25 protein-coding genes are annotated in these 26,474 nt (G+C 40.5%); all 25 read right to left on the bottom strand.

What is annotated here, in order from left to right; translation table 11 throughout:
- Window positions 1-9: 9 nt before the first annotated feature.
- Entirely contained in the window at window positions 10-972 is a 963-nt protein-coding gene (gene galE / locus ACYRYY_RS10895; RefSeq protein WP_460215638.1) for a UDP-glucose 4-epimerase GalE, read from the bottom strand.
- A gap of 4 nt (window positions 973-976) precedes the next feature.
- Window positions 977-1,714: a nitrilase-related carbon-nitrogen hydrolase gene (locus ACYRYY_RS10890; RefSeq protein WP_460215636.1), complete on the bottom strand. Its 738-nt coding sequence runs from the start codon at window positions 1,712-1,714 to the stop codon at window positions 977-979.
- A gap of 20 nt (window positions 1,715-1,734) precedes the next feature.
- Complete coding sequence (locus ACYRYY_RS10885; RefSeq protein WP_460215634.1) at window positions 1,735-3,096, bottom strand: phosphohexomutase domain-containing protein; 1,362 nt, start codon at window positions 3,094-3,096, stop codon at window positions 1,735-1,737.
- Entirely contained in the window at window positions 3,086-4,501 is a 1,416-nt protein-coding gene (locus ACYRYY_RS10880; protein ID WP_460215633.1) for a mannose-1-phosphate guanylyltransferase/mannose-6-phosphate isomerase, read from the bottom strand. Before ACYRYY_RS10880 ends, ACYRYY_RS10885 begins: the two co-directional genes overlap by 11 nt.
- Window positions 4,502-4,510: 9 nt before the next feature.
- Complete coding sequence (locus ACYRYY_RS10875) at window positions 4,511-5,257, bottom strand: glycosyltransferase family 2 protein (RefSeq protein ID WP_460215632.1); 747 nt, start codon at window positions 5,255-5,257, stop codon at window positions 4,511-4,513.
- The gene (locus ACYRYY_RS10870) at window positions 5,254-6,126 is read right to left on the bottom strand and encodes a hypothetical protein (protein WP_460215631.1); all 873 of its coding nucleotides are present in this window, start codon (window positions 6,124-6,126) and stop codon (window positions 5,254-5,256) included. The genes ACYRYY_RS10875 and ACYRYY_RS10870 overlap by 4 nt, the downstream gene beginning before the upstream one ends.
- Window positions 6,123-6,953 (bottom strand): hypothetical protein, encoded by an 831-nt coding sequence (locus ACYRYY_RS10865; RefSeq protein WP_460215629.1) that lies wholly within the window; start codon window positions 6,951-6,953, stop codon window positions 6,123-6,125. The genes ACYRYY_RS10870 and ACYRYY_RS10865 overlap by 4 nt, the downstream gene beginning before the upstream one ends.
- Window positions 6,954-7,350: 397 nt before the next feature.
- Window positions 7,351-8,445, bottom strand: coding sequence for a polysaccharide pyruvyl transferase family protein (locus tag ACYRYY_RS10860; protein WP_460215628.1), 1,095 nt, complete (start codon window positions 8,443-8,445; stop codon window positions 7,351-7,353).
- A gap of 26 nt (window positions 8,446-8,471) precedes the next feature.
- The gene (locus ACYRYY_RS10855; RefSeq protein WP_460215626.1) at window positions 8,472-9,758 is read right to left on the bottom strand and encodes a hypothetical protein; all 1,287 of its coding nucleotides are present in this window, start codon (window positions 9,756-9,758) and stop codon (window positions 8,472-8,474) included.
- Window positions 9,759-9,778: 20 nt separating this feature from the next.
- Window positions 9,779-10,450, bottom strand: a complete 672-nt coding sequence (locus tag ACYRYY_RS10850; protein ID WP_460215625.1) for an acylneuraminate cytidylyltransferase family protein — start codon at window positions 10,448-10,450, stop codon at window positions 9,779-9,781.
- Window positions 10,450-11,607 (bottom strand): UDP-N-acetylglucosamine 2-epimerase, encoded by a 1,158-nt coding sequence (gene neuC / locus ACYRYY_RS10845; protein WP_460215624.1) that lies wholly within the window; start codon window positions 11,605-11,607, stop codon window positions 10,450-10,452. Before neuC ends, ACYRYY_RS10850 begins: the two co-directional genes overlap by 1 nt.
- Window positions 11,604-12,614: an N-acetylneuraminate synthase family protein gene (locus ACYRYY_RS10840; protein WP_460215623.1), complete on the bottom strand. Its 1,011-nt coding sequence runs from the start codon at window positions 12,612-12,614 to the stop codon at window positions 11,604-11,606. Before ACYRYY_RS10840 ends, neuC begins: the two co-directional genes overlap by 4 nt.
- The gene (locus ACYRYY_RS10835; protein ID WP_460215622.1) at window positions 12,611-14,059 is read right to left on the bottom strand and encodes an oligosaccharide flippase family protein; all 1,449 of its coding nucleotides are present in this window, start codon (window positions 14,057-14,059) and stop codon (window positions 12,611-12,613) included. Before ACYRYY_RS10835 ends, ACYRYY_RS10840 begins: the two co-directional genes overlap by 4 nt.
- Window positions 14,056-15,462 (bottom strand): hypothetical protein, encoded by a 1,407-nt coding sequence (locus ACYRYY_RS10830; protein WP_460215620.1) that lies wholly within the window; start codon window positions 15,460-15,462, stop codon window positions 14,056-14,058. Before ACYRYY_RS10830 ends, ACYRYY_RS10835 begins: the two co-directional genes overlap by 4 nt.
- On the bottom strand, window positions 15,459-16,163 hold the full coding sequence (locus tag ACYRYY_RS10825) for an acylneuraminate cytidylyltransferase family protein (RefSeq protein ID WP_460215618.1): 705 nt from the start codon (window positions 16,161-16,163) through the stop codon (window positions 15,459-15,461). The genes ACYRYY_RS10830 and ACYRYY_RS10825 overlap by 4 nt, the downstream gene beginning before the upstream one ends.
- A 21-nt stretch (window positions 16,164-16,184) precedes the next feature.
- On the bottom strand, window positions 16,185-17,594 hold the full coding sequence (locus ACYRYY_RS10820) for an aminotransferase class I/II-fold pyridoxal phosphate-dependent enzyme (protein WP_460215617.1): 1,410 nt from the start codon (window positions 17,592-17,594) through the stop codon (window positions 16,185-16,187).
- Window positions 17,591-18,442 carry a sugar phosphate isomerase/epimerase family protein gene (locus tag ACYRYY_RS10815; RefSeq protein WP_460215616.1) on the bottom strand — a complete coding sequence of 284 codons (852 nt, stop codon included), beginning with the start codon at window positions 18,440-18,442 and terminating at the stop codon, window positions 17,591-17,593. The genes ACYRYY_RS10820 and ACYRYY_RS10815 overlap by 4 nt, the downstream gene beginning before the upstream one ends.
- Complete coding sequence (locus ACYRYY_RS10810) at window positions 18,439-19,053, bottom strand: NeuD/PglB/VioB family sugar acetyltransferase (protein ID WP_460215615.1); 615 nt, start codon at window positions 19,051-19,053, stop codon at window positions 18,439-18,441. The genes ACYRYY_RS10815 and ACYRYY_RS10810 overlap by 4 nt, the downstream gene beginning before the upstream one ends.
- Window positions 19,050-20,096, bottom strand: coding sequence for an N-acetylneuraminate synthase (gene neuB / locus ACYRYY_RS10805; protein ID WP_460215614.1), 1,047 nt, complete (start codon window positions 20,094-20,096; stop codon window positions 19,050-19,052). The genes ACYRYY_RS10810 and neuB overlap by 4 nt, the downstream gene beginning before the upstream one ends.
- An 8-nt stretch (window positions 20,097-20,104) precedes the next feature.
- Window positions 20,105-21,067 (bottom strand): GDP-L-fucose synthase family protein, encoded by a 963-nt coding sequence (locus ACYRYY_RS10800; RefSeq protein WP_460215613.1) that lies wholly within the window; start codon window positions 21,065-21,067, stop codon window positions 20,105-20,107.
- Window positions 21,060-22,172: a GDP-mannose 4,6-dehydratase gene (gene gmd / locus ACYRYY_RS10795; protein ID WP_460215612.1), complete on the bottom strand. Its 1,113-nt coding sequence runs from the start codon at window positions 22,170-22,172 to the stop codon at window positions 21,060-21,062. Before gmd ends, ACYRYY_RS10800 begins: the two co-directional genes overlap by 8 nt.
- On the bottom strand, window positions 22,169-23,062 hold the full coding sequence (locus ACYRYY_RS10790) for a Wzz/FepE/Etk N-terminal domain-containing protein (protein ID WP_460215611.1): 894 nt from the start codon (window positions 23,060-23,062) through the stop codon (window positions 22,169-22,171). The genes gmd and ACYRYY_RS10790 overlap by 4 nt, the downstream gene beginning before the upstream one ends.
- Window positions 23,059-24,126, bottom strand: a complete 1,068-nt coding sequence (locus tag ACYRYY_RS10785; protein ID WP_460215610.1) for an NAD-dependent epimerase — start codon at window positions 24,124-24,126, stop codon at window positions 23,059-23,061. The genes ACYRYY_RS10790 and ACYRYY_RS10785 overlap by 4 nt, the downstream gene beginning before the upstream one ends.
- A 21-nt stretch (window positions 24,127-24,147) precedes the next feature.
- Entirely contained in the window at window positions 24,148-25,149 is a 1,002-nt protein-coding gene (locus ACYRYY_RS10780) for a glycosyltransferase family 4 protein (RefSeq protein WP_460215608.1), read from the bottom strand.
- A gap of 12 nt (window positions 25,150-25,161) precedes the next feature.
- Window positions 25,162-26,460: a nucleotide sugar dehydrogenase gene (locus tag ACYRYY_RS10775; protein WP_460215607.1), complete on the bottom strand. Its 1,299-nt coding sequence runs from the start codon at window positions 26,458-26,460 to the stop codon at window positions 25,162-25,164.
- Window positions 26,461-26,474: the final 14 nt, after the last annotated feature.

Here is a 26,474-nt window from a genome sequence, read left to right as displayed (position 1 = left end):
TTTCCCCCGTTAAGCCGTTTTCCACACGGTTTTTATAATATCTTCAATATCAGTATATTCCGGCTGCCAGCCTAAAATCTTTTTAGCTTTCAAACTGTCTGCAATCAATGAGGGCGGATCCCCTGCCCTTCTCTCTTCGGTTTTTACGTTAAAATCCACACCGCTGACAAGCCTGACTTTCTCTATAATCTCTTTTACTGAAAATCCGCTTCCGTTGCCAAGATTAAAATCTGATGAATCACCGCCGTTTTCCAGATATCTAAGCCCCGCAAGATGCGCCGAGCAGAGATCATTAACATGTATATAGTCCCTGACACATGTTCCGTCCGGCGTGTCGTAATCATCTCCGTACACGGAGATATAATCCCGCTGTTTTCTTGCAGCCTGAACAACAAGCGGGATCAGGTGAGTTTCAGGGTTGTGGCGTTCTTTCAGATCACCTGATTCATCATGCCCTGCAGCGTTGAAATATCTGAATATTACATACTCCAAGCCATAAGCTCTGCCGTAGTCACGTAAGATACTCTCCACTATGAGTTTGCTTGTTCCATAAGGATTTACTGGTTTTTTAGGATGCTCTTCATCAATAGGAAGATATTCCGGATTTCCGAAGACTGCTGCTGTTGAACTGAAAATGAATCTGTCACAGGCATATTTACGCATTGTATCCAGCAGATTCAGTGTTCCGGCAACATTGTTGCGATAATATTTATCAGGCTTGCTTACCGATTCGGCAACAAGGGAAAAAGCCGCAAAGTGCATCACTGCTGAGGGGTTATATTTTTCAAAGATTCTGCCCATTCCGGCAGAATCAGCTATGTCACATTCTTCAAAGTCTCCGCAGAGAACAGAATCTCTGTGCCCTGTGGATAAATTATCGACAGTTATAGGATTAAAACCTGACTCTCCAAGCATTTTCACCATGTGAGAGCCAATATAGCCCGCACCGCCTGCAACTATTATATTTTTCATTACTTCACCTCAGCCTGTCCTGCTGAAAAGGAAAAAATTGTCTGACCTCAGATGTCTTCCCTGCGTCAAACTCCACACTGAAAATGCCTTCAGCACTGCCGCATTCAAGAACAGTCTCTCCGATAGGATTGTAAACTGCCGAATCACCACTGTAATCCACATTGGGGTCACTGCCAACGCGGTTCACACCAATAACAAATGCCTGATTTTCGATGGCTCTTGCACGAAGAAGTGTCTGCCAGTGCTGGCTTCTTGATGAAGGCCAGCTTGCATTAACAATATATATATCAGTATCTGCCGTTTTATCCCAGAAGAGATAGGGAAAGCGCAGGTCATAGCATATGAAAGGGGTAATCCTTGCGCCGTTTAGTTCAAAAGTGATAGATTGCTCCCCTTTAGAATAATATTTATCTTCACCCGCATAACGGAATAAATGGTTTTTCTTATATACTGCAATATCATGCCCATGCTTATCCAATATATGCATGCAGTTAAAGCCATCTTCAACAGAACCGTAAGCAACTGCACAGGAGAAACTTTCAGCGATGGAAGCAAAAAACTCTCTATCTGCCTCATCGCACCATGTCTTTTCAGTATTCATGGAAAAACCGCTGAGAGTCATTTCAGGAAATATCATCAGATCTGTATCAAAACTCGCAGACTCAAGCAGTTTGGCAATCTTTGACTTCGTAGCGGCTTTGTCTTCCCAGCACATATCAAGCTGAACAAGGGAGATTTTCATGTTATCCGCAGCTCCTGATATCATTTGTTTACTATTTTTTCAATCAGCTCAACTTTCTCCTGAACCAGCAAAGAATCACCTCTAGTCTCAACATTCAGACGCAATAAAGGCTCAGTATTGGACAAACGGATATTCAACCGCCAATTAACAAACTCAAGGCTCAATCCGTCGGTTTTATCTATAATAGGTTTTTCTCCCTGAAAATTAAACAACACTTCCTGTAAAATCTTTTCAGCGTTTTCCACTTTATAGTTAATTTCGCCGCTGCATGGATATGCTTGTATGCGTTCTTCAACCAAATAAGAAAGAGGTTTGCCGCTTACTGAAATAAGTTCTGCGATGAGGAGCCAGGGAATCATCCCTGAATCGCAGTAAGCGAAATCCCTGAAATAATGATGCGCCGACATCTCTCCACCATAGACAGCGTCCTCTGCACGCATGCGTTCCTTAATAAAGGCATGTCCTGTCTTGGACATAACAGGTATTCCACCTGCCGCACTCACCGTTTCAATAGTATTCCATGTGAGCCTTGGATCATGTATTATCTTCGCACCTTGATTTTTTTTCAGCATCATCTCCGCAAGAAGACCCACAAGATAATAACCTTCTATAAACTCGCCTTTTTCATCAAAAAGAAAGCATCTGTCGAAATCACCGTCCCAAGCTATGCCAAGATCAGCTCCATACTTCAAAACAGCATCTGCTGTTGATTTTCTGTTTTCCGGCAGAAGCGGGTTGGGCACGCCGTTAGGGAAGTTGCCATCCGGTTCAGCGTTAATTAAAATACATTCAAAAGTAAGCTTTTCCGCCAGCAGTTGCGCCACAGCTCCAGCTGTGCCATTACCCGGGTTCATAACTATTTTAAGAGGTTTCAATACTTCGCTATTTATATATGAAAGCATGTGGGTAATGTAGGCTGATTTATCATATTCCTGTTTAACAGATGCCTTTGCTAACTCTCTTTTAAGAAGAGGCAGAGTTTTCAGAACACGATCCTTTATTGCGTTTAGACCACTATCACCGCTTATCGGAACTGAACCCCTTCCGACAAGCTTCATCCCGTTGTAACCTTTTGGGTTATGGCTGGCTGTTACCATTATTCCGCCATCTGCTTCCTTATGAAATGTGGCAAAATAAACTTCCTCTGTACCGCACAAGCCTATATCAATAACTGAACATCCGGCAGAAAGAAGCCCCTGCGTGAGGGATTCGGCAATTGCTTTGCTCTCCAGACGCACATCAAAACCAACAACAACAGACTTTGCTTTTTTCTCTTGGGCAAAGGCTCTGCCGGTAAGATAAGCAAGATCCGAGTCAAGTTCTTCAGGAACTTTGCCTCTTATATCGTACGCCTTAAAGCATGTAAGTTTTTCAGCGTCCATATATATCGTCTATCCTCACAATGTCATCCTCACCGACATATTCTCCAACCTGAACTTCTATCATTGCAAGCTCGACCTTACCTTCGTTTTCAAGGCGGTGAATCTGACCGGCAGGAATATAAGCGGATTCATTCGGACGAATATAAAAGCTTTTATCCCCAACGGTTACTGTCGCCATTCCGCTGACAACCACCCAATGCTCACTACGGTGAAAATGTTTCTGAAGAGAAAGTTTGCATCCGGGTTCAACAACTATTCTTTTTATTTTATAATTTGAAGATTCAAGTAATACCTCGTAGGTACCCCATGGTCTGTGAACCAACCTATGAACATCTGTTAATTCAGGTTTTATTTTCTTTATCAGTTCAACTACTTGTTTAACTTTTTGAGAGCTGCCTTTTTTCGATATTAAAAGAGCATCGGAAGTATCAACAATTAGTAGTTCCTGTACATCGATCAAAGCTATCTGCCGCTCAGAGGAAACAATAAAATTATCTGATGAGTCAACACATACAGGTTCAGGAGTTTTATCTGAATAAGGTATTATGGAGTTTCTGTTTGTATCTGTTTCTGTCTCAACATCAAGTGAGTCAAAACTGCCGAGATCAGACCAGCCTATATCACATGGAACAACTTTTACTTTATCTGATTTTTCCATTACTGCGTAGTCAATACTGTCCGCAGGAATAGCCAGCATGTCTTCGTGTTTAATCCTATATTGCTGGCTTTTCATATCTACCTTTGAAGCAAATGCCTCTGAAGAAGCTTTATAGATCTCTGGTGAGTGTTTTTTGAGTTCATCCAGGAATACGCCTGCCTTAAAGCAAAACATACCCGAATTCCAAAGATATTTTGGAGGGAGTTTTTTTGCTTCCTGCTCTGCGTTTATACACAAATATTCTTCGGCTTTTTCCTGTGCTGGTTTTTCTTTAAAACTCGCAACATTTTCACCATCCGCTTCAATATATCCGTAACCAGTTTCAGGATAGCCGGGAGCAATACCGAAAGTCACAAGAAATCCCTCAATGGCGAGATGTTCGGCCTTTCTCACTGCATCCGCATAGGCAGACTGCTTTTTTATTAGGTGATCTGACGCTGTAACAAGAACAATCTCCTCAGACTCAAGAAGCATGCATGCCAAAGCAATGGCAGGAGCAGTGTTTCTGCCCACAGGTTCAAGGAGAAAAACGGCTTTTGATGACTCTTCAAGCTGATCGGAAGCCAAAAAAAACTGTTCTGCATTGGAAACTATAAGAGAAGAAGAACAAAGATTTCGGTTACGCTCTTCAGTCATTTGAAAAAGTGATTTATTGTCAAACAACTTTACAAACTGCTTCGGAAGCATTGTGCGGCTGAGAGGCCAAAGCCTTGTTCCTGAACCGCCGCAAAGGATAAGGTTAATCATCAAGTGCCCTCATTTATTATATTTGAAAAACTGACCAAGTTTACTGATATTCTTTATAAAAAGCGTTCCAAGACCGCCAACACCGTTATTTCTCAAAGCTATATAATCTTCCCTGCTTTTACGTATTATATTTTTTAAGCTTTTGTTACTGGCGCCGCCCAGACGCATTTTATATAGAACTTCCGGAATGTAAACGGTATTTATACCGCTTGTGAAAACCCTCAGGATGAAATCATAGTCTGCAGCAATACGGAAATTAAGATCAAACATGCCGAAACGCTCATAAACTTCACGTCGAAAATAAAGCGTCGGATGTGCAGGCATCCAGCCATGACTAAGCAATTTAGGAGTGAAATCGCAACTTTTCCAAAACCGCAAAACTTTTGAAGTATCTTTTTTAAGAGTATACACAAGATCAGAGTATACACCGTCAGTATTTTTTCTGAAGGCTTCTGCAATTTTTGCAACAGAATTCTCATCAGCAAAAACATCATCACTGTGCAGGAAACCGATTACATCACCTGTCGCCATATTAACTCCTTTATTCAAAGCATCATAGATACCTTTGTCTTTTTCGCTGACAAACTTGGTTACTTTATCGCCATAGCTTTTTATAACGTCAACTGTCCCGTCCGTACTGCCGCCGTCAACGACAACATACTCAATGTTTTTATAAGTTTGAGAGAGTACGGATTCAATCGCGTCTCTAATTGTTTCTCTGTTATTCCAGACAGCTGTGATTATGGATATTTTCATGAAATAACCTTTTTCTTCTCTAAATCCTGAAGCCATGCACCGAATTTTGAAGGCAACAGTTCCATGCCGTCGCCTGAAATACAAATCGAACAGAATTCAGAATGAGGGGGTAAAAAATAGCTTGAATCATAATTCATTATACAGAAATATGGTTTCCGATAATAATATGCCAAATGAATAAATAATGAATCCGGACCGCAATAGACGTCTGCACTTTTTAAGATATTTACAGCTTCTTTAAGGCTTGTTTTTCGGTAATAATTATCGACTTCGCTTTCAAATTCAGAATAAAGCCCCAAATGATCGATAATTGATATTGTAAAATCGGAGCTTTTCAAGCTTTTTACCAAAAAAGCTAATATTGCTTTATTAAGATGCCTTGTTTCATTTCTGCCGACAGGGTTTATTACGACAGATCTCCCTTGCAGTTTAAAATCTTTTGATGAGGTAAACTCTATTTTTGTATTTAAACAGCTTTCAAAGACTTTTGCACGATCCTCATAAAATCCTATTTCTTTCTTAGCTGCTTTTAGAATATGCCTGTTTAACAGAAGCTTCATAAGCTTAAATCTAAAATCATCTTTTTCAAAAAAAACAGGCTCATTCGACGGTATATTTGCTTTGATGTATTTAATAAGAAAAATAAAATCCTTCACACTTTTTAGCAACGGTTCTTTTCTAAGATTATAAAAAGCGGGAATACCATCGTAAATTTGCTCTATCTTAAATTCATCTACTTTAACTATTTCAACTATTTGTTCAGTCAAGCTAGTACCATGTACCCTAATATCCTGACCGATAAAATTCTTAAGCAGCCTCAAAGAGACAAGATTATCGCCGAATGCCTGTAAAAGAAATATATGTTTCATATATTATCCGTTTTTAAAGAAGTATTTTTTTTCCATACTAGATATTGAAGTAGCCCGATATAAAATCCAAAGAATGGAAAACCGACAGAAATAGTTGTAAACATTATAAGATTTACAAATATTGAAAAAAATAAGAAGCTGCCTAATTTATCTCGGTAAAGTTTAAATAACAAAATCGTTACAGATAAAGGAATTAATATACCAAATATTCCCAACTCATATAAAGCTCCTCCGTAACCGGACATAATTCGCCCTTTAAAGCCGAAATACTCATATATAACATAATCAGCATAAATACTGGTTTGCTGTTGAGCATATTCCACCCAACGATTGTAACCGTTCGGAATAAGATAATTTTCTATGAATCCCTTAATTGAAAAATAAATATGAAAGAAACGAGCATTAATACTTGCATCGATTAACAGCAGATCCATAGGGTTATTAATCAAAGCAAAGAAAATATTTTTGAGCCTTGAGCCTGTCATTAAGGATATTGCACCTACTCCGGAAAGAGACAAAATAACTACGGGAATGAAAACTCTAAAGTTAAAACAAAAAATGATATAACACATAAACAGAATGAGTAGAAATAAGACAGCCATACTGGATTTAGCTAAAAAAATTATTCCGATAATACACATAATAATCAACAGTTGCTTGTGTTTTATTTTTTGATGTAAAAGATATATTATATAAAAAATGAATACAATCCCAAGAGCAGTGGGTTCAACCGCTAATCCGGTAACTCCTCTGTTAGCAGTTGTTCTCGCCTCTGAGACCAATGAAGTCAGGAAACTTTCTGAATAAATTTGCTGAATCAACGACACAATAAACCAAACTATCAAAGTTGATACAACTATTTTATTTAACGAAAATCGTTCACTTCGCAAAACTCTGAATGAAACAAAAGATATAAAGAAGAGTGAAAAGTAGTTTGTGAAAGACCTTATGCTATTAAACGTTATCGGAGAAATAAAAAGAACGAGCACACTAACGATAAGGATAATAAGTAAATAAAATTCTACACGAGTGACTCTGAAGATAAAAGTCAAAAACAAAACTGCGGAGAGAAGAAAAGCGTAAGGCTGAAGATCCGTATTGAAATTAATAAAAGCTATATACGGGAAAAAAACAAAACAAAGAAATATTAGATACAGAGGATTTCTCAACCAACTATAAAGTTTATACATTTATGCTCCCGCTATCTTAAATGGTAGACTAATGTTAGCCAAAGCTCAGCGCATTCTGATAATCGGTAAATGCTTTTTCCTTGATCAATCTGAATCTATCGCTGAAGCTATCAGCTCCTGCGTTTAAGAAAGAGTAGCTATTCTCCAATATTTCAAGATCGACATCATTAACGAAATAGCTTTTGAGTCCTATTTCTTCCGCCATTCTTGCCCTGCTGTCGTTACCGATTATAATTGAAGGCTTACCGAGACTTGCAAGCATAAAAGCACCGTGAACTCTGTTCATGATTCCAAATTTAGCCCTGCTGTAAAGCTTCATATAAGCAAGAAAATCATCTTTTACATGAAAGATCTCTGCTTCAGGATCCAGTTCCAAAGCCTCTTTGACTTCTTTGTCATTGTGACATGAAAAGATGACTTTTTCTCTTTTCTTCATATCGAAGTAGAATTTTTTAAACTCGCCGTGCCATTTATCAAAATCGATCTGCTGACCAAAGGTATAGTGAGATCCGCCTTTCATGTAGTTTACTACAACAAAGTCCTCGGCTTCACTTTTCAGCCTCCACTCATCAACTGCAAAAATAGAGCTGCATGGTATAACAGGCACATTAATTCCGACTTTAGATAATACGGTTTTTGATAAAGTGTCTCTAACTGTAGTCGCTTCACATAAGCCGTAGAACTCGTTTATGTATTTATAGCACTTTGCACAAAACTCCGACCCGTCGGAATGGTATTTTTGACAACTACCTGCTGCAAGATTAAACATGCGTGCAGATTTATTCTTTTTGAAACGATCTCTAATAAGAGGCTGAAACCACTCATTATTGTAGCAATGCGACTCCGAATGACACCAATATACGGGCGCTCCGCTCTGGATAACAAGGTCGGACTGAAGTATGTAATCATTCTTTGTATTTTTTGGTATAAGCTTATCCAGCCAGACGGACGGACGTCCTAAACGCCAATCTTCATACCCCTTCCTTACCGTAATGGGAGAGTGTTTATGTATATGATGAAATAAAAGATCGTCATTCCCGTAGGCCTTCTTCACTAAGAATTTTATGCCCTCTCGGACAAAATCATCACCGACGTTATGCTTTACCGTTGTTATTATCGCAATATTCATATCTCACTCCCTAATTGTAACAGTGCTTAATCTCTGATTATTTTCTCGACCACATCGGAAGCCGAGCATTCTGAGGTGTCTTCAGGGATAAGCCAGCTTACCAAATAATCCCTGAAACGTTCTGCTTTATTGATGGTTTCAGGATCAGAAAGAATTTTCTTAAGCTGATTAACTACACTATCATCATCTGTTATCTCAAAAATAAGCTCTCGCCTGTTAAAAAGATGATTATGCAGGTGAGGAAAAGTCTCAAAGTTTGAAAAAATCGGAAACTGCTTGGGGCAATTAAATTTGAGCTGTATCACAGGCAATCCGAAAGCAGCGGCGTCAAATGCAAAGGTTGTCCCGAGATTGAGAACAGAAGTACATCTCGATAATTCTTCAATCCTTTTGTTATTATATTCATCTGAAAGCCCGTAGGAAGAACGACTGTTATTTTCCTGATAACTTCCGATCATGACATTATCATATTTAGTAAAATAATCCAAATCTCCTATGACGGTGTTCGGCTTAGGTTTAATTAATAACTTTTGACTGCTTTCGACAGAGACAAGCATCTCCATGAAACGCATTTCTTCTTCATAACGATCGACATCGGAGCATTTACTCGTTATGGCAGGGTACATCATCAGGTTTTCATTAGGCTTATGTTGTTTTTCAGCTTTTATAGCATATAGAAGCTTAATAGGATAAGCATAATCGATATCCTTGTCTGCCTGACAAAAAGCCCAATCATTTCCAAGATTTTTATTCCACAAAAAAACCTTTTTGGATACATAACCAAGAGGCCATTTCGCAGGATGATCCCAGCTTTCCATAATAGAATAAACCTTCTGCCCAGTGCCGCATAAAAGATAAGGAGAAACAGGAATAGTGACGGCAATTATTTTTTCTGTAGGTAGTTTATGGCGAATAAAACTTTCAACAAGCTTTTTAACAGTTTTATTTACATTTTTCCTTTCAACTGAAGGTGTTATAAACATTAAAAACTTCAAGAGCAGAGCAACAAAAGGATTTGTTTCATCAAATCGTCTGCTAAGCAGTTTTTGATAAATTTGCGAATAGTCAGAAGGGGTGATAAGAAGAACCAGAAGTTTGTGGATATTTTTAGCAAATCTATTTTTGTGATCGTAATCAATTATCCTTGCTACACTATCTTCGGGCCTTGCTATAGATTTAACATCACTGATAATATCATCTGATACAACAAAATGAATACCCATATTCCTCTGTTTTAAGTCGCTTATATACGGCAGTGCAGTATGCAGTGCAATTTTTGATGAAATAAAAAAAGTTATTTCGGCAGTATTCATTATTTCCCCGTAATTTCTTATTATTCAGTACTCTTATTATTAATTATTCTCTCCGCTATTTCCCAGTCTTCCGGATCATCTATATCAAAGCTGTCTATTTTTTTCATGAAATACGGCAGAATCTTCCCGCCGAAAACAAACTCAGGGAGTTTTTCAGTTCTCGTGATGTATATGGCGGCTCCGTTTCTTGCGTAGTATTTCTCCGTTTCCTGCCGCCTTTTAACCTCTGTGCTTCCGGTAACGTATCTGCCGTCAAAGGTCATTATCTTCTGAGGGGTGAAAGCGTGCGGTACTTCAACAACGCTGACAAGGCTATCCGCATCGCTGTCTGCTCTGAAAATTTCTATTGCTTCATTTATATGCGCCGCAGTCCTGAAAGGAGATGTGGGCTGAAGAGTCATAACAGCATCAAAACTTTCCCTTGTGCGTCTGACAACATCCTGAAGCACCGGCAGAGTGGGAGTGCTGTCCTCCGCCAGTTCCGCCGAACGAATCATAACTTCCGCTCCGCAGGAAGATGCTGCTGCCGCAATCTCAGGGCAGTCGGTGGAAACAATCACTCTGTCGAGGGAAGAACCGAGAGCCGCCTCAATGGTGTATGCAATAAGAGGGCTGCCCCCCAGAAGCTTGATATTCTTTTTCGGAATCCCTTTGCTTCCGCCCCTTGCGGGTATTATTCCCAGAATCTTCATCAGTATTGAATCACCTTCTGCACAGGAGGGTTGACTGTTGCAAGAATATCCGCAATCTTCATGCCCGATTTGCCGTCGCCGTAAAGCAGGTTGCTTTTATATTTGCCATGGGCGAGCTGATGCCTTATGCCCGCTTCAATGCTGTCTGCGGTGTAGTCTGCCTGATAAACATTCTCTGTCCTGAGGCGTTTGTTCTGCCTTGTGCCAATATTAACCACCGGAGTGCCTATGAAGGCTCCTTCCCTTACACCGGAACTGCTGTTGCCAACCAAGCAAGCAGTGGTGTTCATAAGATGTATATAAATATTTGTGGGGAGGTTTTTGAACACATATAACCATTCAGGCTTATTTCTTTCCCTGAAAGTCCTTATCCCTTTTGAAATATCATCACTTCCTGCATCTGCGTTTGGCCAGAGCATTATTGTGGGAAGCTTCAGCCTGTTCAGAGCCTCGAGTGTTTCTTCTATCTGTTTTCTGTTGCTGCCGAATTCCGTTGTGACGGGATGCTGGGAAACAAGGAGATACTGCCCGCTCAGGTCAAAACTGCTGCCTACCCCGCCGTGGTCTTTGAAAAGATTGCGGAGCTCCGCAGCGGAATCCTTCTCCAGCTCCTCCGCCACAAGGTCTGTCCTTGGGCAGCCGACATTAAAAACATACTGAGGATCTTCACCCATTTTTATTATTCTTTCCCTTGAATCCTCATTCGCAGGGAAATGCACATGGGCAAACTTGGTAATAGCATGCCTAATGCTCTCGTCAATTGTTCCGGTGACCTCACCGCCCATTGTGTGGACTACTCTTATATTCATATAGGCAGCGGCTATCGTAACAGCCATCATCTCGAACCTGTCGCCCACTACAACCACATAATCAGGCTTGAGATTCGCAAGCACCATAGCCATTTCTATAGTTCCCAGCCCGGTTGATTTAGCCATGGTAACCGGATTTTCGCCCTCCACTATGTTAAAGAAGGTGTAATCGATCCTGAATCCGTCCTTCTGCACAAGATCCTTAATATTCCCGAACCTGTCCAGAAGGGCGGAAGCGCCGAGAACAACCTGAAGCTCAAGAGCCGGATGCTCCGCCACTGCTTTCATAACAGATTTTATACTGCTGTAATTGGCTCTGCTGCCTACAAAAACACATATTTTTCTCATATCAAATCATCCCGCTTAATTTTGTGGTTTTTTCTGACAGATTTATTGATCTTCATACCTACCACGCTTTTGTATTCCGCAGCGGGTATGCCGTCACACGGCTTTTTATAAGCAAGCATGGATTCGGTTATAACCTCGCCCGCTTTTATATCGCATGCAGCCACAATTGATTTCTCAAAAGTATACTTCATGTTGCCCAGAGACTTAACCTTTTCATCCTTATCTATACGATGTTCAAGCGCTTTTTCAACACTGCGTATCTCGTCCACAATCCTTTTAAATTCATCAGGTTCGGTGGAATTTTTTGCATCACTGCCGTACATCTTTTTGGAAAGAGTAAAGTGCTTCTCAATGACTGAGGCGCCCATGATAACAGCGGCTATAGGAACAGCCGATCCGAGCGTGTGATCGCTGTAGCCAGTTTCTATTCTGTCGCCGTATCGTTGCTTCAGCTCTGTGAGAATATTGAGCCCCGCGGCCTCCGGCGGGCAGGGGTATTCCGATGTGCACTGAAGCACGGTAAGCTGTCCGCATCCGTTCGAAAGGAGGGTCTCCACCGCCGCGTCAAGCTCTTTCCATGAACTCATTCCGCTAGAGAGCAGAACCCTCTTGCCTGTTTTGGCTATTTTTACAAGGAGCGGTGTGTTGCTCACCTCTCCGGAGGCTATTTTATATGTACTGACACCCACCTGTTCAAGAAGGTCAACTGCTTCAAGTGAAAAGGGCGAACTGAAGAAATCCACCCCGGCTTCTTCCTCGCTGTAACGCTTGAGTTCCTTCCATTGTTCAAATGTAAACGCAGTGCGTTCAAAATACTGCTTCCTTGTTTCATCCTTGAAGTAGGGAGGATTCGGCGCATCCGGCAGGCTTTCCGCCTCGAAAATATGGGTTTGCAGCTTCACCGCATCAACGCCGCATTCTGATGCCGCCTTTATGAAGCATTTTGCCAGACCAAGGCTGCCTTCGTGTGTGTTGCCTATTTCTGCTATGATGTATGTTTTTTTCATTTTTTCAACCTCATGAGCAAGCCCAGTTTTTTGAAATCAAGCAGCTGCATTTTATAGCCGATGGCAATCCCCAACAAAAGTATAAGAAATTTATAACTATAATCCAACACATTAAAGCTGCCGAAATTGCCGTTAATATAAATTGCAACTCCTAATGCGGTGTACATATATAAAATAATAATGATATTACGTCCGAAATTCGGCTTTATTTTGTACATTCTCGCAGTAAGCAGCTCCGAAAGCACATATGTCATGATGAACGAAAGTATCGTGCTCATAACTGCAGCCATAGCGCCCAATTTAGGTATCATTACGATATTAAATACTATGTTAGCTATTCCAGATGATATGGTAATCAACGCCACCATACCTGTTTTTTTTTCAAAAAAGAGTGCGGACGAGCTAAAGCAGTACAGGGATCTGAATACATAGGCAGAAGCTAGTAGCGGCATCATTTTCCATACTGGAAAATACCTGTCGTCAAAAAATAAGCTCATTATCTCAACCGAAAACAAACCCAAGATAACAACCATGAGAACAATTGCATAAACAAAAATATGTGACATTTTGTCCGATTCGCTGCGGGCAAACTTTACTGATTTCTTAGCCTGCTGGTTATAATAAGGTAGAAATGCGTTGTTGAATTCGTTCACAATCATCTTGAAGACCGAGGCTATTTTGTCGGAAAACATATATAAACCGATAGCAGAAAGCACTACATACTTTTCGAGAATGATTCTATCCGAATACATGAATATAATACCTGACAAAGTGTGCGGAATAATCGGAAGAGAAAACAAGATAGGCTCTCTGAGCATTTTTATATCCAGTTCCCATATAAAAAATTCTTTAATAAAAAAGAGATATATGAAAAAAGCTGCCCCTGCGGTAATGAGCGTAGCCTCTACGACTCCCTGCCCGCCCCTTTTGAGAATTATCACTTCGACAATACTAGCGGCTAAACCTATGATAAATATAGCAAAAGATACACTCATGGCAAGCCTTGCTTTCTGCTGAACTCTTATAAGGTAGAGGGCTGCCGTCTTGAATACAGTAAAAAATGCCGTCAACGCACCTAAATAAAACAGCACATAATACGAATGCTCCGTCTGCGGAAATACAATTTTTACTATATGATTAAGACTAAAAAGAATAACTGCGAATGTAACAAGAGAAACAACCGTGAGGACGGCAAAAAGCGTGGTCACGAAAACTTTAAGCTGCTCGTCCTTATATTCAAAGTAGAACCTTGAAAGAGACGACTCGATTTTCAGCGATAAAAAAATAGGCAAAAAAGACTGAAGGCTCAATACCAGAGCAACGATACCATAGTCGCTCGGACTAAGGTAACGGCTGTAAACAGGCAGCATAAACAGATTCACTGCTGCAGGCAGCAGAGCAGCAGCCATATAATATGCCGAATTTTTAAAGACTTTCAGGCTCATTTCCTGCAAACCTCTAGAATAAGCTCTTCGTATCGGCGGATCGTGTTTCCATCGAAAACTTCATTTCTTGACAGCCTTTCCCAATCTTCCGAGAAATCACCTGCTGAGTTCAAAGCATTATTCACCGCAGACATAAGCTTAGCTTTATCTCTGACCATTCTGATACTTTGAAGAAAGTCGTACATTTTGTAATTAAGTTCGTAAAAATCAACAACGACCGTATTGATTCCGCATAAGACCGACCAAACCACGGTGCTGGAAAAAGTTGCAACAAAAACATCGGCAGCGGGTAAAGCGTAAGATAATCTTTCGTTCAGTATGCGACACCTGTAAGCCGTTTCAAGAAAAGAGTAGCTCTTACGGCTCATTTTAGGGTGTAAGGAGATAAGTACCTCTGCACCACTGCTGCATAAGGAAGAAATAAGGAATTTTATTTCTTTCCAGTGCTTATCCCATGTCAGAATATTATGCTCTGCAAGCTGAGGAAGAGCGATAACGATAATCTTTCTTTTTAAATCAAACTCGTATATTTCACTAAACTCCGCTTTGATCTCTTCTCGTTTTAGGTTTTGCCTGTACAGCCCGTCATAGGAAATATCGCCTATAATGCGTATCTTTTGCCTTTCAACGCCCAATTCTGCGTATTTATCCGCTGAATATTTATTGTTAAGACAGATAACAGTGCTTTTGCCGCTGCCCATAACAAACGGATTTGACGCGTGTATCCCAAGATCGTGCAGAACATTGCCTATAGGGTGAGGGTAATAATATAAATCGTCATAAGAGTATGGAAGATTTTGCTGTGTTTTGCGCACATATTCGGAAACAAACCATCTCCTTTTCACAACGGGGATTCCGCCGCCTAGCTTTAGAATACGTTCTTTGTCGGCAAAATCGACCAGATAGGGGATCACGGTCGGGATATTTAGTTCTTCTGCCACCTTAAGAAAAACGCATTCATCGCCTAAGTGCCTGTCACCATTTATGAAAATTACATCAATATCTGCATTTTTTACATATTCGGATACGAGCTTGTGCCTTGCGGTAAAGCTGTGATAGAAAGCTTCCTCGCTGCGCTTCAACTTGCCGCCGAACAAAGGTGTAGTTTTGATAAAAGCAACACCCTTTCTCACAAGCTTGATCATATTTTCCGACATAGCCGATTTCAGTTTATTCTTTACTAACGACTTAAAACGGCTAGTATGCAGGGTTTTCTCATGCACGGGGTTAATAACACAAAAAGAAAGCTCGCCTACCTCTCTCTTATAAGTGCCTGCAACATTGTCCCCTATGAAAAATTTGATTTTGATATTGTCCGAAGCGCTTTTACTTAGCTGAGCTGCAAACAGACATTGGTCAAGAAACCTCTGGGGTTGCGTGGCGACAAACAATATGTTCTTCACTTATGCTCCATAAATACTTCGGCAATTTTGAAATCCATTAGTGTGTCGATATCAATTGAAGCTTCCTGTGGCATAACATATGCAAAAATATTTTCCTTCAGAAAAACACAACCGTTTTTCCGATATTTGTCGGTGTCACAGATATAAATTGCCCCGTTCAGCCTGTAATAAACGGGTAAATCCTGACTTCTGGAATTTACAGCAACATCGCTGAGAAAGCGGCTCATGTCCATAGAGTTCGGCAAAACCCCGCTCCAGTGCACAGGATGTTCAACCTCACAGACGGAAATAACTGCGTCCGCTTTTTTTTCAAACATATACGCAACGGCATAGTCTATATGCTCTGCCGTTCTCAGAGGGGAGGTAGGCTGAAGGTAAATTATATAATCATAAGATTTTTTTAATTCTGTTTTATAAAAGTCTAAAGCATGGGTAATAACTTCAGTTCTGCCCGCCGTATCACTCGAAAGCTCGGGCGGTCTCTTGAAAGGAACAGCAGCGCCGAATCTTTCTGCAATGTCAATAATAACATCTTCATCGGTGGTAACCATAACCTCGTCAATATATCTGCTTTTCAAAGCCGCTTCTATAGTCCAAGCGATCAAAGGCTTTCCCGCAAGCTCAAGAATATTTTTATTCGGCAGTCTTTTGCTTCCGCCGCGAGCAGGAATGATGGCAAGAAAAGATTTATTTTGAAACATACAGTCCTTCTTTGTCTTCGGTTATTTCATAGCAGATATTATACTCTTTAGCTCTTTAATACTTTTAAGGCTTTCGTAAGTCGGCAGATTCAGTCCCTGTTTTGAAAGCATTTTAGTAACGGGAGTTTCAAACCTGCAATAGGGTTTATAAACTTCCATATCACTGAGAGGGTAGAAGAATGGTCTTGCGTCTATTCCGTTTTCTTTCAGTTTCGCCATATAGTCGTCTCTGTTTAAACTTTCATCAAGTAAAACACTTACAAGCCAAGTTATCCTCTTTCTCTCAGGCAGATCCTTCTGGAAGGAGAATATACTATTGTCCAAGACCTCTTTGTAGCTTGCTTCGTATAATTTCCTGTTTTTATGTATCTCTTCCACTCTTTCAAGCTGCGCCACGCCTATGGCAGCCTGAAGGTTGGTCATACGATAATTGTACCCTACTATATCATGCCAGTAACGCTTGGTTTTGCTCATTCCGTGATCCTTCAGTACCCTCATTCGTGCCTCAAGCTCAGGGTCGTTAGTAACGCACATACCGCCCTCACCGGTGGTAATTACCTTATTGCCGAAGAACGAAAAGCAGCCTATATCGCCGAAGCTGCCGACCTTTTTATCCTTGAACATGGCTCCGTGAGCCTCGGCGCAGTCCTCTATCACTTTCAGGCTATGCTTGCGTGCAATCTCCATAATCCTGTCCATGTCGCATGCCTGCCCGTAAAGGTGAACTGGGATAATCGCCTTTGTCTGCGGTGTAATAGCTTTCTCGATAGCTTCGGGGTCTATACACCAGCTTTCCCTGTCCACATCAACTATAACGGGTGTAGCATTCGCATGAATAACCGTATTGATAGTCGCCGCAAAGGTAAGATCAGGCACTATAACCTCGTCACCTTCGCCTATACCTAAAGCAACAAGGGCAAGGTGCAGAGCTACAGTTCCGTTGGATATGGCAACCCCGAAAGAGCAGTCACAATATCCTGCAAAATTCTTCTCAAACATTCCGATATATTTCCCGCTGCTTGAAATCCAAGTGCTCATAAATGCGTCAAACAGATATTTAAACTCGTTGCCGCCCAAATTCGGGATCGCAACAGGGAAAAAAATGTTCTGTTTATATTCAAAAAAGTCGACCACACACCCCTGTTCATCTATAAGAGGTATGATTTTTACCTTGCCGGAGATTTTAGAAAGCAGGCTGGCGTAGTCCTCGTTTATCTTACCGAAAACGTAAGAAGGGGAGATTAAACCTTCAACTGCCTCGTCGAACCCGACATTGTTAATCAGTGCACGCCTTATATCACCGTCTGTGATCACTCCGCAGAGCTTTCCGTTTCCATCGGTAACGAAAACTATACCCATGGCATTGTCATTTATGATTTTCATAACACTTATAATTGTGTCGGTCTTTTTGCAAAGCAGGCTATTTATCATAATACCAACTCTTTAAGCACATCGTAACTATCCTTCAGGGAGCCGATGTCTTCATATATTTCTAATGTTACATCCTTCCCGCCTATACCGTGCTTTTTAAGCATATCTATTAAAACGGGATCTTTTACCAAGCTCAGGTTGAGGTCGCTTACGCCGTCGTTAGAGCTGACATGCACATAATCGCTCAAAGTAAGCATATTGTTCAATTCTTCGTTAAAGTCCAGCCCGAGGGTCTGTGAGCTTACCTTTAAGTGGGCTACATCAAGCAAAAGATTAAAGCTGATCTTTTTTGACAGTTCATGATAAGCCTCGCTGCAGCAAAGCATAAATATATTTTCACCCTCATAAGTAGCGTAGTTTGCGCCTGAAAAAACATTGTTCTCAAGATACAGCTTAACTCCTTTTGAATAGTTTAAAATCTCATTATATCCTTCTATAAACCTATGCAATGCTTTTTCGGCATTGTTAATTGCTTTTCTGCTTATTTTTCTGCCGATCTCCGCAGTATTAATATCTATAAAGAAACCAGCATGAAAACCGAACTTAGACGCACCCAGAATTGCGGAGAGGCTGACGGCTTTCTTTAAATGCTCAATGGATTTATTAAAGATACCGTCATCAAGAGACGCCAAGTTAAGAACAAAATGCTCCTTTGGAGGCGGAAAATAATTATGGCACAGATAGTTGAGGTTATATTTATCCTTCAGCTCCAGCAGATCCTGTTCAAAGCCGTCGTAATACTCCGTTCCGCCCGAAAGCTCTATATTCCTGAAGCCCTTTGAGGCAAGCTCCTCCACGGAATCGCCTATTTTTGAACAATAAACACAGGAGCTTGAAACATAGATCATTTTATCTTCCTTGCAGGGTTACCCACATAAGTTCCGCTTTCAGTTATATCCTTAATGACAATACTTCCTGCGCCAATAATTACATCATCGCATACGGAGACCTTGTCGATTACAATAGATCCTGAGCCTACGAGACACCTGTTCCCGATTTTGGAACGTCCGCAGATTCTTGCCCCTACAGACACATGACTATGTGAGGCGATTTCTACCTCATGTTCAAGCACGGCACTACTGTTGATTATGTTATTGTCACCCAACACTACATATGAATTAAGATAAGCTCCTGCAAAAACTTGGTTTGAAATGCCCATCTTTATAAAGTCTTCAACATAAGCCTTTTCATGAATAAGATTATCGGTAATTACCCGATCTCTAAAAAGCTTGAAATAATGCTCCCTTCTCTTGTTGTCGCCGACAGAAATGAAAACAAGACTGTCCGCAGGAATATCGTCAACCCTGCCAACAAGCTCGGAGTTGTGAATATACTCCTTCCTCTCTGGAGTGTAGGAATCGTCGTACACTCTCACGGTATATTCACCGAAGTATTTTTTCAGCAGATTAAAAGAGGAACGGGTATGGCTTCCCGCACCGACTACCGCTAAAACCTTCAAAGCCTTATCACCTCATCTTTCATAAAGTCCTTCACGGCTTTAGTGCCGATGAGTTCCTCATAATAAATAGGTGAAATACCCACGCCGCCCGTCCTTTTGGCAATGATATTGTCAGCAGTAAGCTCTTCACCCTGCTTGATAATATTTTTCGCTACAAGACATTTCTGCAAAGAAGCTCTAGTAGCTGTTTCAGAGAGGTTAGGCTTCTTTATAGCCGTTCCCATATATTCCTCCACCCTGCGCACCGTTTCAACAAAATCCCTAAACTCCTCAGGAGAAAGTGACGCACGATGGTCGGGACCTTCCATAGATTTATCAAATGTAAAATGCTTTTCCACAACCTTTGCACCCATAGGCACAGCAAAGGGGGCAGCGCCCACGCCCACCGTATGATCGGAGTAGCCTACCAGCATGTCAAACTTATTTTTAAAGGTGTTAATAACCGACAGATTCGCCTCACGATCGCTGATCGGATAGTTCGCAGTGCATTGCAGCAAAACCACATCACTATGATATTTTATGATTGTCTCTAAAGCCATTTCGATTTCCACCAAATAACTCATTCCCGTCGAAAGAAAAATAGGCTTTTTCCTTTGTGCAACTTTTGCCAAGAAAGGCAGATTAGTGGTATCGGTGGAGGCTATTTTGTATGCGGGTAAATTGAGTGCGTCTAACTCATCCAGACTGGTTTCATCAAAAGGCGTGGTAAGAAAAACAATACCTTCATCGGCACAATGCTTCTTAAGTTTGAAATTCTGCTCAAGAGTCACTTCAAGTTTTTTAAGCATTTCAAACTGAGACTCCTGAGAAGCAGTGGTTTTCTGCTGATAAGGGGCTTTCGCTACTTTGTCGAGGATAAGTTCTTCCGTTTTAAACGCCTGAAATTTAACAGCATCCGCCCCCGCTTCGGCAGCCAGAGATATAAGCCTTTTTGCAAGCTCTATATCACCTCCATGGTTTACTCCCGCTTCGGCTATAATAAATACAGGGGAATTTTCTGAAATTTCTTTTTTATTAATATAAATCTTTTTGTTAAAACGCATCGGAACCTCTATACGAAGTACTCTATATACCAGTCATACATCTTCCTAATCCCTTCTTCCAACTCCGTCTTATGCTTCCAGCCCAGTGAATTGAGCCTTGAAACATCTGTAAGCTTAACCATTGTTCCGTCAGGCTTTTCGGTATTGTAAACAAGCTCGCCCTCATAACGGACAATCTGTTTTATAAGTTCAGCAAGTTCTTTAATGCTTATATCCTGTCCTGTTCCTATGTTGATATGGGTATTTCTGATTTCAGTTTTACCCTTAGTCAGATCTGCAAAATTCACATTTTCCATTATAAACACACAGGCATCCGCCATATCTTCGCTGTACATGAACTCACGCCTCGGCTTGCCGCTGCCCCAGATCTCAACCGAAGAATCCCCGCGCTCTTTCGCCTCGTGCATCTTCCTTATCAGTGCCGGAAGTACATGAGAGCTGTTCAGATCAAAATTATCGTTAGGTCCGTAGAGGTTTGTGGGCATAACGCTTATAAAGTTTGTCCCATGCTGTATGTTGTAGCTTTCGCACATCTTTATTCCGGCAATCTTTGCTATGGCGTAGGGTTCGTTTGTATATTCAAGAGGGCTGGCAAGCAGGTATTCCTCTTTCATAGGCTGCGGTGTTTCCTTCGGGTAAATACATGTACTACCCAGAAAAAGGAGTTTTTTTACACCGTTCACATATGCCTGATTGATCACATTATTCTGAATCATCAGGTTTTCGTATATAAAATCTGCCCTGTAAGTGTTATTTGCCATTATTCCGCCTACTTTTGCGGCGGCCAGAAACACATACTCAGGCTTTTCTGAAGCGAAAAAAGCAGCAACGGCGCTCTGATCAGTAAGATCAAGCTCATTTCTGGTTCTGGTAATAATGTTATTATAACCTTTTTCTGTAAGATTTTTTACAAGTGCGCTGCCAACAAGACCTCTGTGGCCAGCAACAAATATTTTACTATTTTTATTCATAATAACTCATTATTTTGTACCCGCCGTCTTTAAGGTACACGTCTTTCGTCATAAGTTTGAGATCGCTCTCCATCATTTCATTTACAAGATCCTGAAGCTCAAATTCTCTTTTCCATCCAAGCTTCTGCTCCGCTTTTGTAGGATCACCGAGAAGCAGATCCACCTCGGTGGGTCTGAAATATCGTGGATCAACCGCAACAATCTCCGTTCCGGTTGGTATTTGGTAAAGCGGGTTTGAGCATGAAGCGACTATGCCTTTCTCATCAATACCGCTACCTTTAAACTCAAGTTCAATGCCTGCGTAAGCAAAAGCCATACGGACAAAATCTCTTACTGTTGTAGTTTTCCCTGTTGCAATTACCCAGTCTTCCGGTTCCGGAGCTTGGAGAATCATCCACATCATTTTCACGTAATCTTTCGCATGCCCCCAATCTCTTTTTGCATCAAGATTGCCCAGATATAGTTTATCTTGTAAACCTAGAGCGATTTTACTTGCGGCTCTGGTAATTTTCCTTGTAACAAATGTTTCTCCTCTTACAGGACTTTCATGATTAAACAAAATGCCATTGCAGGCAAACATGTTATAAGCTTCACGGTAATTTACAGTTATCCAGTAGGCGTACATCTTTGCAACCGCATAAGGACTTCTTGGATAGAACGGTGTGGTTTCCTTCTGTGGTATCTCCTGGACTTTTCCATAAAGTTCAGATGTACTTGCCTGATAGATTTTTGTTTTTTCAATCAAATTAAGTAACCTTACCGCTTCCAGTATTCTAAGTGTCCCTGTGCCGTCCGCATTAGCAACATATTCAGGGGTTTCAAAGCTGACATGGACATGGCTCATTGCAGCCAGATTATATATTTCATCCGGCTGAACTTCCTGAATTATGCGGGTAAGGTTCATGCTGTCCGTCATATCGCCATAATGGAGAATAAAGTTTCTATTTTCCACATGAGGATCTTGGTATAGGTGATCTATTCTGTCTGTATTAAAAAGCGATGAGCGTCTTTTTATTCCATGGACAATGTAGTTTTTCTTAAGCAGAAATTCAGCAAGATAACTGCCGTCCTGACCTGTAACTCCTGTTATCAAAGCTGTCTTCATTGATCTCCTCTTACTTCATCTTGATTTCTTATGTTATTCGTAATGAAATTTATGACTAAAACACCAAACACTGCAAGCATGAAACTACTTACAAAGGCTACAATACATATTCGTGAACGATGCGGTCCAACTTTATCCATCGGGTCAGCAACTAAAGGCTCTGATATAATGCTGAACCCGTAATACTCATCAGCATTAGCAAGGACTTTACTCTGAATAAGGCTGGCAACCATTTCACTGAGCTTAGCTTTCAAAGTGAGATCAGCTGCACGATCAATTTCAAGTTTATAGTTTTCAATACGCTTGTCCAGATTCTCAAGCTGTTTTGCGCGGAGAATATCGCTTATATCATTAAGCAGAAGCGTCAGAACTTCTTTTGCAAGTGTGGAGTTAGGATTACTGTATGAAAAAGTGATATACTGAGTATTCTTATCCTCAGTAAGTTTAAGGTCGTTGTAAATTAATTTAAAAAGATTGAATTTTTCATTTGCTTTAAACTCAGAAGTTTCTGCAATTTCAGGTTCTTTAAGGAGCTTAGAGGTCAGGTCATTCTTTTTGATGAAATCAGCCAGAAACTCTTTATTACTGATAATAACATTCATATCAGCATACACAGATCCGCCTGAGTTGATGTTTATACCGGCAAAGCCTGCCAAAGAACTAAGACCACCGAGACTATTCTGAGTCGATGTCTGTGCAGTAGGTTTTAGCACTGCTTTGGACTCGTATATGTTGTCAAGTGACAAAGTATAAATAACAGTAATCACTGAAACAACAAACACAAAGCCGATTATATATAACTTCCGCTTCCATATAATCGCTGCAAGCTCAATAAGATCTATTTCGTCATCAAGTTGATGTTTTTGTTCAGTATTCATATCATTACTCATATGTTGTAATAGCTCCTGTACCAATCTATAAACCTGCTTATGCCTGTCACAACATCAGTTGAGGGCTTATACCCCAAATCAGCAGTAAGGTCGCTGACATTCGCATAAGTTGAAGGCACATCCCCAGCCTGAAGAGGCATCATATTCTTTTCTGCCTTCTTACCGAGTTTATTTTCAATAGCTTCAATAAAATCAAGCAGCTTTACAGGTGATGAGTTTCCTATATTATATATTTTATACGGTGCTTTTGATGAACCTGGGTCAGGAGTTTTACCGTCCCAAGCGGCGTCTCCGATTGGCGGATTGTCAATCACTCTGACCACACCATCAACGATATCATCAACATAAGTGAAGTCACGTTTCATCTCGCCGTAATTAAATACATCAATGGGCTTTCCCTCCAAAATCGCCTTAGTGAAGATAAAGAGTGCCATATCCGGTCTCCCCCAAGGTCCGTAAACTGTGAAGAATCGCAAACCGGTGGTTGGCAAACCGAAAAGATGGCTGTATGTGTGTGCCATAAGCTCATTTGACTTTTTGCTGGCAGCATACAGACTCACAGGGTGATCAACATTATGGGAGGTGCTGAATGGCTGTGTTTCATTTAATCCGTATACAGATGAGCTGCTTGCATATGAAAGAGCTTTAACATTGTAATGACGGCAACACTCAAGAATGTTTAAAAATCCAATAATGTTGGAGTTAATATAAGCATCTGGATTAGTAAGTGAATAACGCACACCTGCCTGAGCAGCAAGATTGCACACTTTATCAAACTTCTCGTCTTGAAAAAGCTTCTCAAGTGCATTCTTATCTTCAAGGTTCAGCCGAACAAATTTATAGTTAGGGTATTTCTCAGATTTTATACTCTTTCCCCAAGAGCTGTCATCATGACTGACGCTAATACCCGTCTCAGCAAGTCTGCCAAATTTGAGATTAACATCGTAATAATCATTTATATTATCAAGCCCAACGATTTCATCGCCTCTTTCGAGAAGTTTTTTAACCAAATTAAAACCGATAAAACCGGCTGCTCCTGTAACCAAAATTTTATTTTTAAGCATCAATTAATAGCTCCTGATGGTTTATTTGATATTTTTGCTTATGAAACCAAATCTGACCAGTTTCATATACGAAACATGATAGCCTATTATAAAGGCAATAATCAAAAGAACAAGCACAAGGGAAGACTTGTAAAATGTAATGATCAGGAATTGGTATGATGCATATATAAGCAAAAGGATGCCCGAAGCGACAGAGTTAGAGAATCTGGTTCTTTTATAAAGCAAAGAATGAAGGTGAAGTCTGTCTGCAATTAATGCGTTACCTTTTCGCACTATTTTACGTCTGAAAATTGAGAAAATTACCTCCCAAACAGGGAAAATAAGCACACCAAGAGGAAACCAAACAGAAACGCTTTCATTTCTGTTAACAAGCAGAGTTGAGAAAACAGCAAGCAGAAATCCGAGGAAATAAGCTCCGCCATCGCCGAGAAATATTTTTCCCCAAGGATAAACCCAGACGAAGAAGCCGGCAACGGCAAATATCATTATAATGATCAGTCTTCCAAGCTGGTAGTCCCCAACTAAGAAAGCAACATAAAATAATGCAAACATTGCAACAATAGACGCCCCTGAAGCTAAACCGTGAAGGCCGTCTATTATATTGATTGAGTTAGTTACCCCCACCAATGAAAACAAGGTAAAGAATATTGCAAAGTAATAAGGAAATGATACAAAGTCTATCTGCCTTATCAGAACATCCAGAGTCATTAAAGAAAGACCGGCGCCAATTACCATAAAAAGAAGACGAACCTTAGGTGAAACAACTCCGGACAAGTCCTCAAAGAGACCTATAATAAATACGGGAGCTGAAGAAATAAGAATCATTTTACCGACAGGATCAGCGAGCATAAATAAAGCGGCAGCCATAATACTGATTCCGCCCACACGGGGTGTATCCTTAAAATGAAACCGCTGAGGTTTACAGCTTTGCTTGCAATCCATCATTATTTTATATTTCTTTGCGATTAATACCACAGCCAAATTGACAGCAAAGGAAACGCAAAATGCCAGTAAATAGCTCATTAAACTTCCTTACTACAGTCGCCAATAAGTATAGTTAGAACACTCCTCTTCCGAAAGAGATCCTTTTACATCAATTATAACTCCGCAATCAGCGGTAAAAGCACTGAATTTTCTACATTTAAACATATCAACCAGCGCCGAATGTTTAACTGCAAAAATAATCGCTGCATATTCAGAATCTATTCTTTCAATCATTTCTATTCCGTATTCTTCAAAGACTTCTTTTTTATCAGCAACAGGGTCAAACACATCAACTTTTACCCCGTATTCACCTAACTCATGATATATGTCAATAACTCTGGTATTACGTATATCAGGGCAGTTTTCCTTGAAAGTAATACCGGCAATCAGCACTTTAGAGTTCTTGACAGGAAAACCACTTTTTATCATAAGCTTAATTGTCTTTTCCGATATAAACTTCCCCATACCGTCGTTTATTTTTCTGCCGGAAAGAATCATATTGGGGATGTATCCGCATGATTGAGCTTTAAATGTCAGATAATACGGATCAACGCCTATGCAATGTCCCCCAACAAGTCCGGGTTCAAAGCGTAGAAAGTTCCATTTTGTTGAAGCTGCTTCAAGTACACTTTTAGTATCCAGATTCATTTTATCAAATATAAGCGCCAGCTCATTCATAAGAGCTATGTTTATGTCACGCTGTGTATTCTCAATAACCTTTGCCGCTTCGGCAACTTTTATTGAAGATGCCTTGTGTGTGCCGGCAGTGATAATTGACGCATACAGCATATCAACAAAGTCTGCAACTTCCGGAGTGCTGCCGCTTGTAACTTTTTTGATCTGTACCAGTCGGTTATTCTTATCGCCTGGGTTAATTCTTTCCGGCGAGTAGCCGCAAAAAAAGTCTTTATTAAATTTAAGTCCGCTTTCCTGTTCGAGAACAGGCACGCAGTCCTCCTCTGTGCAGCCGGGATATACTGTGGATTCATAAATAACTATATCACCTTTCTTCAAGACAGAACCAACAGTTTTGCTCGCACCAAGGATCGGTCTTAAATCAGGATTCTTATGTTCATCAATAGGAGTAGGGACAGTAACAATATAAACGTTACACTCCTTTATTTCAGAGACTTCTGATGAGAAACGGATTTTGCTGTTTTTAAGTTCGTCTTCACCTACTTCCAATGTCCTGTCCAAACCCGAAGCAAGTTCACTAATTCTCGCTTTATTAATGTCAAATCCATAGGTGGTATATTTCAGAGAAAACTCAACAGCAAGCGGAAGACCAACATATCCTAAACCTATTACACATATCTTCACACTGCCCGTACTATGCAGTTTACTAATCATTCTTCCCTCAAAAA

This window comes from Geovibrio sp. ADMFC3, assembly GCF_054687035.1.
Note: the sequence above shows the minus strand (reverse complement) of the source record. Positions and strands in the feature narration are given on the sequence as shown.

Bases quoted from the DNA above. Each gene is read 5' to 3' on its own strand.
- neuC (WP_460215624.1), bottom strand. From the start codon at position 11,607: ATGAGAAAAATATGTGTTTTTGTAGGCAGCAGAGCCAATTACAGCAGT.
- ACYRYY_RS10800 (WP_460215613.1), bottom strand. From the start codon at position 21,067: ATGAATAAAAATAGTAAAATATTTGTTGCTGGCCACAGAGGTCTTGTT.
- ACYRYY_RS10855 (WP_460215626.1), bottom strand. From the start codon at position 9,758: ATGAATACTGCCGAAATAACTTTTTTTATTTCATCAAAAATTGCACTG.
- ACYRYY_RS10790 (WP_460215611.1), bottom strand. From the start codon at position 23,062: ATGAGTAATGATATGAATACTGAACAAAAACATCAACTTGATGACGAA.
- ACYRYY_RS10885 (WP_460215634.1), bottom strand. From the start codon at position 3,096: ATGGACGCTGAAAAACTTACATGCTTTAAGGCGTACGATATAAGAGGC.
- ACYRYY_RS10870 (WP_460215631.1), bottom strand. From the start codon at position 6,126: ATGAAACATATATTTCTTTTACAGGCATTCGGCGATAATCTTGTCTCT.
- ACYRYY_RS10850 (WP_460215625.1), bottom strand. From the start codon at position 10,450: ATGAAGATTCTGGGAATAATACCCGCAAGGGGCGGAAGCAAAGGGATT.
- ACYRYY_RS10875 (WP_460215632.1), bottom strand. From the start codon at position 5,257: ATGAAAATATCCATAATCACAGCTGTCTGGAATAACAGAGAAACAATT.
- ACYRYY_RS10890 (WP_460215636.1), bottom strand. From the start codon at position 1,714: ATGAAAATCTCCCTTGTTCAGCTTGATATGTGCTGGGAAGACAAAGCC.
- ACYRYY_RS10820 (WP_460215617.1), bottom strand. From the start codon at position 17,594: ATGATAAATAGCCTGCTTTGCAAAAAGACCGACACAATTATAAGTGTT.
- ACYRYY_RS10780 (WP_460215608.1), bottom strand. From the start codon at position 25,149: ATGAGCTATTTACTGGCATTTTGCGTTTCCTTTGCTGTCAATTTGGCT.
- ACYRYY_RS10860 (WP_460215628.1), bottom strand. From the start codon at position 8,445: ATGAATATTGCGATAATAACAACGGTAAAGCATAACGTCGGTGATGAT.
- ACYRYY_RS10835 (WP_460215622.1), bottom strand. From the start codon at position 14,059: ATGAGCCTGAAAGTCTTTAAAAATTCGGCATATTATATGGCTGCTGCT.
- neuB (WP_460215614.1), bottom strand. From the start codon at position 20,096: ATGCGTTTTAACAAAAAGATTTATATTAATAAAAAAGAAATTTCAGAA.
- galE (WP_460215638.1), bottom strand. From the start codon at position 972: ATGAAAAATATAATAGTTGCAGGCGGTGCGGGCTATATTGGCTCTCAC.
- ACYRYY_RS10815 (WP_460215616.1), bottom strand. From the start codon at position 18,442: ATGATCTATGTTTCAAGCTCCTGTGTTTATTGTTCAAAAATAGGCGAT.
- ACYRYY_RS10825 (WP_460215618.1), bottom strand. From the start codon at position 16,163: ATGTTTCAAAATAAATCTTTTCTTGCCATCATTCCTGCTCGCGGCGGA.
- ACYRYY_RS10880 (WP_460215633.1), bottom strand. From the start codon at position 4,501: ATGATTAACCTTATCCTTTGCGGCGGTTCAGGAACAAGGCTTTGGCCT.
- ACYRYY_RS10840 (WP_460215623.1), bottom strand. From the start codon at position 12,614: ATGAAAAAAACATACATCATAGCAGAAATAGGCAACACACACGAAGGC.
- ACYRYY_RS10785 (WP_460215610.1), bottom strand. From the start codon at position 24,126: ATGCTTAAAAATAAAATTTTGGTTACAGGAGCAGCCGGTTTTATCGGT.
- gmd (WP_460215612.1), bottom strand. From the start codon at position 22,172: ATGAAGACAGCTTTGATAACAGGAGTTACAGGTCAGGACGGCAGTTAT.
- ACYRYY_RS10775 (WP_460215607.1), bottom strand. From the start codon at position 26,460: ATGATTAGTAAACTGCATAGTACGGGCAGTGTGAAGATATGTGTAATA.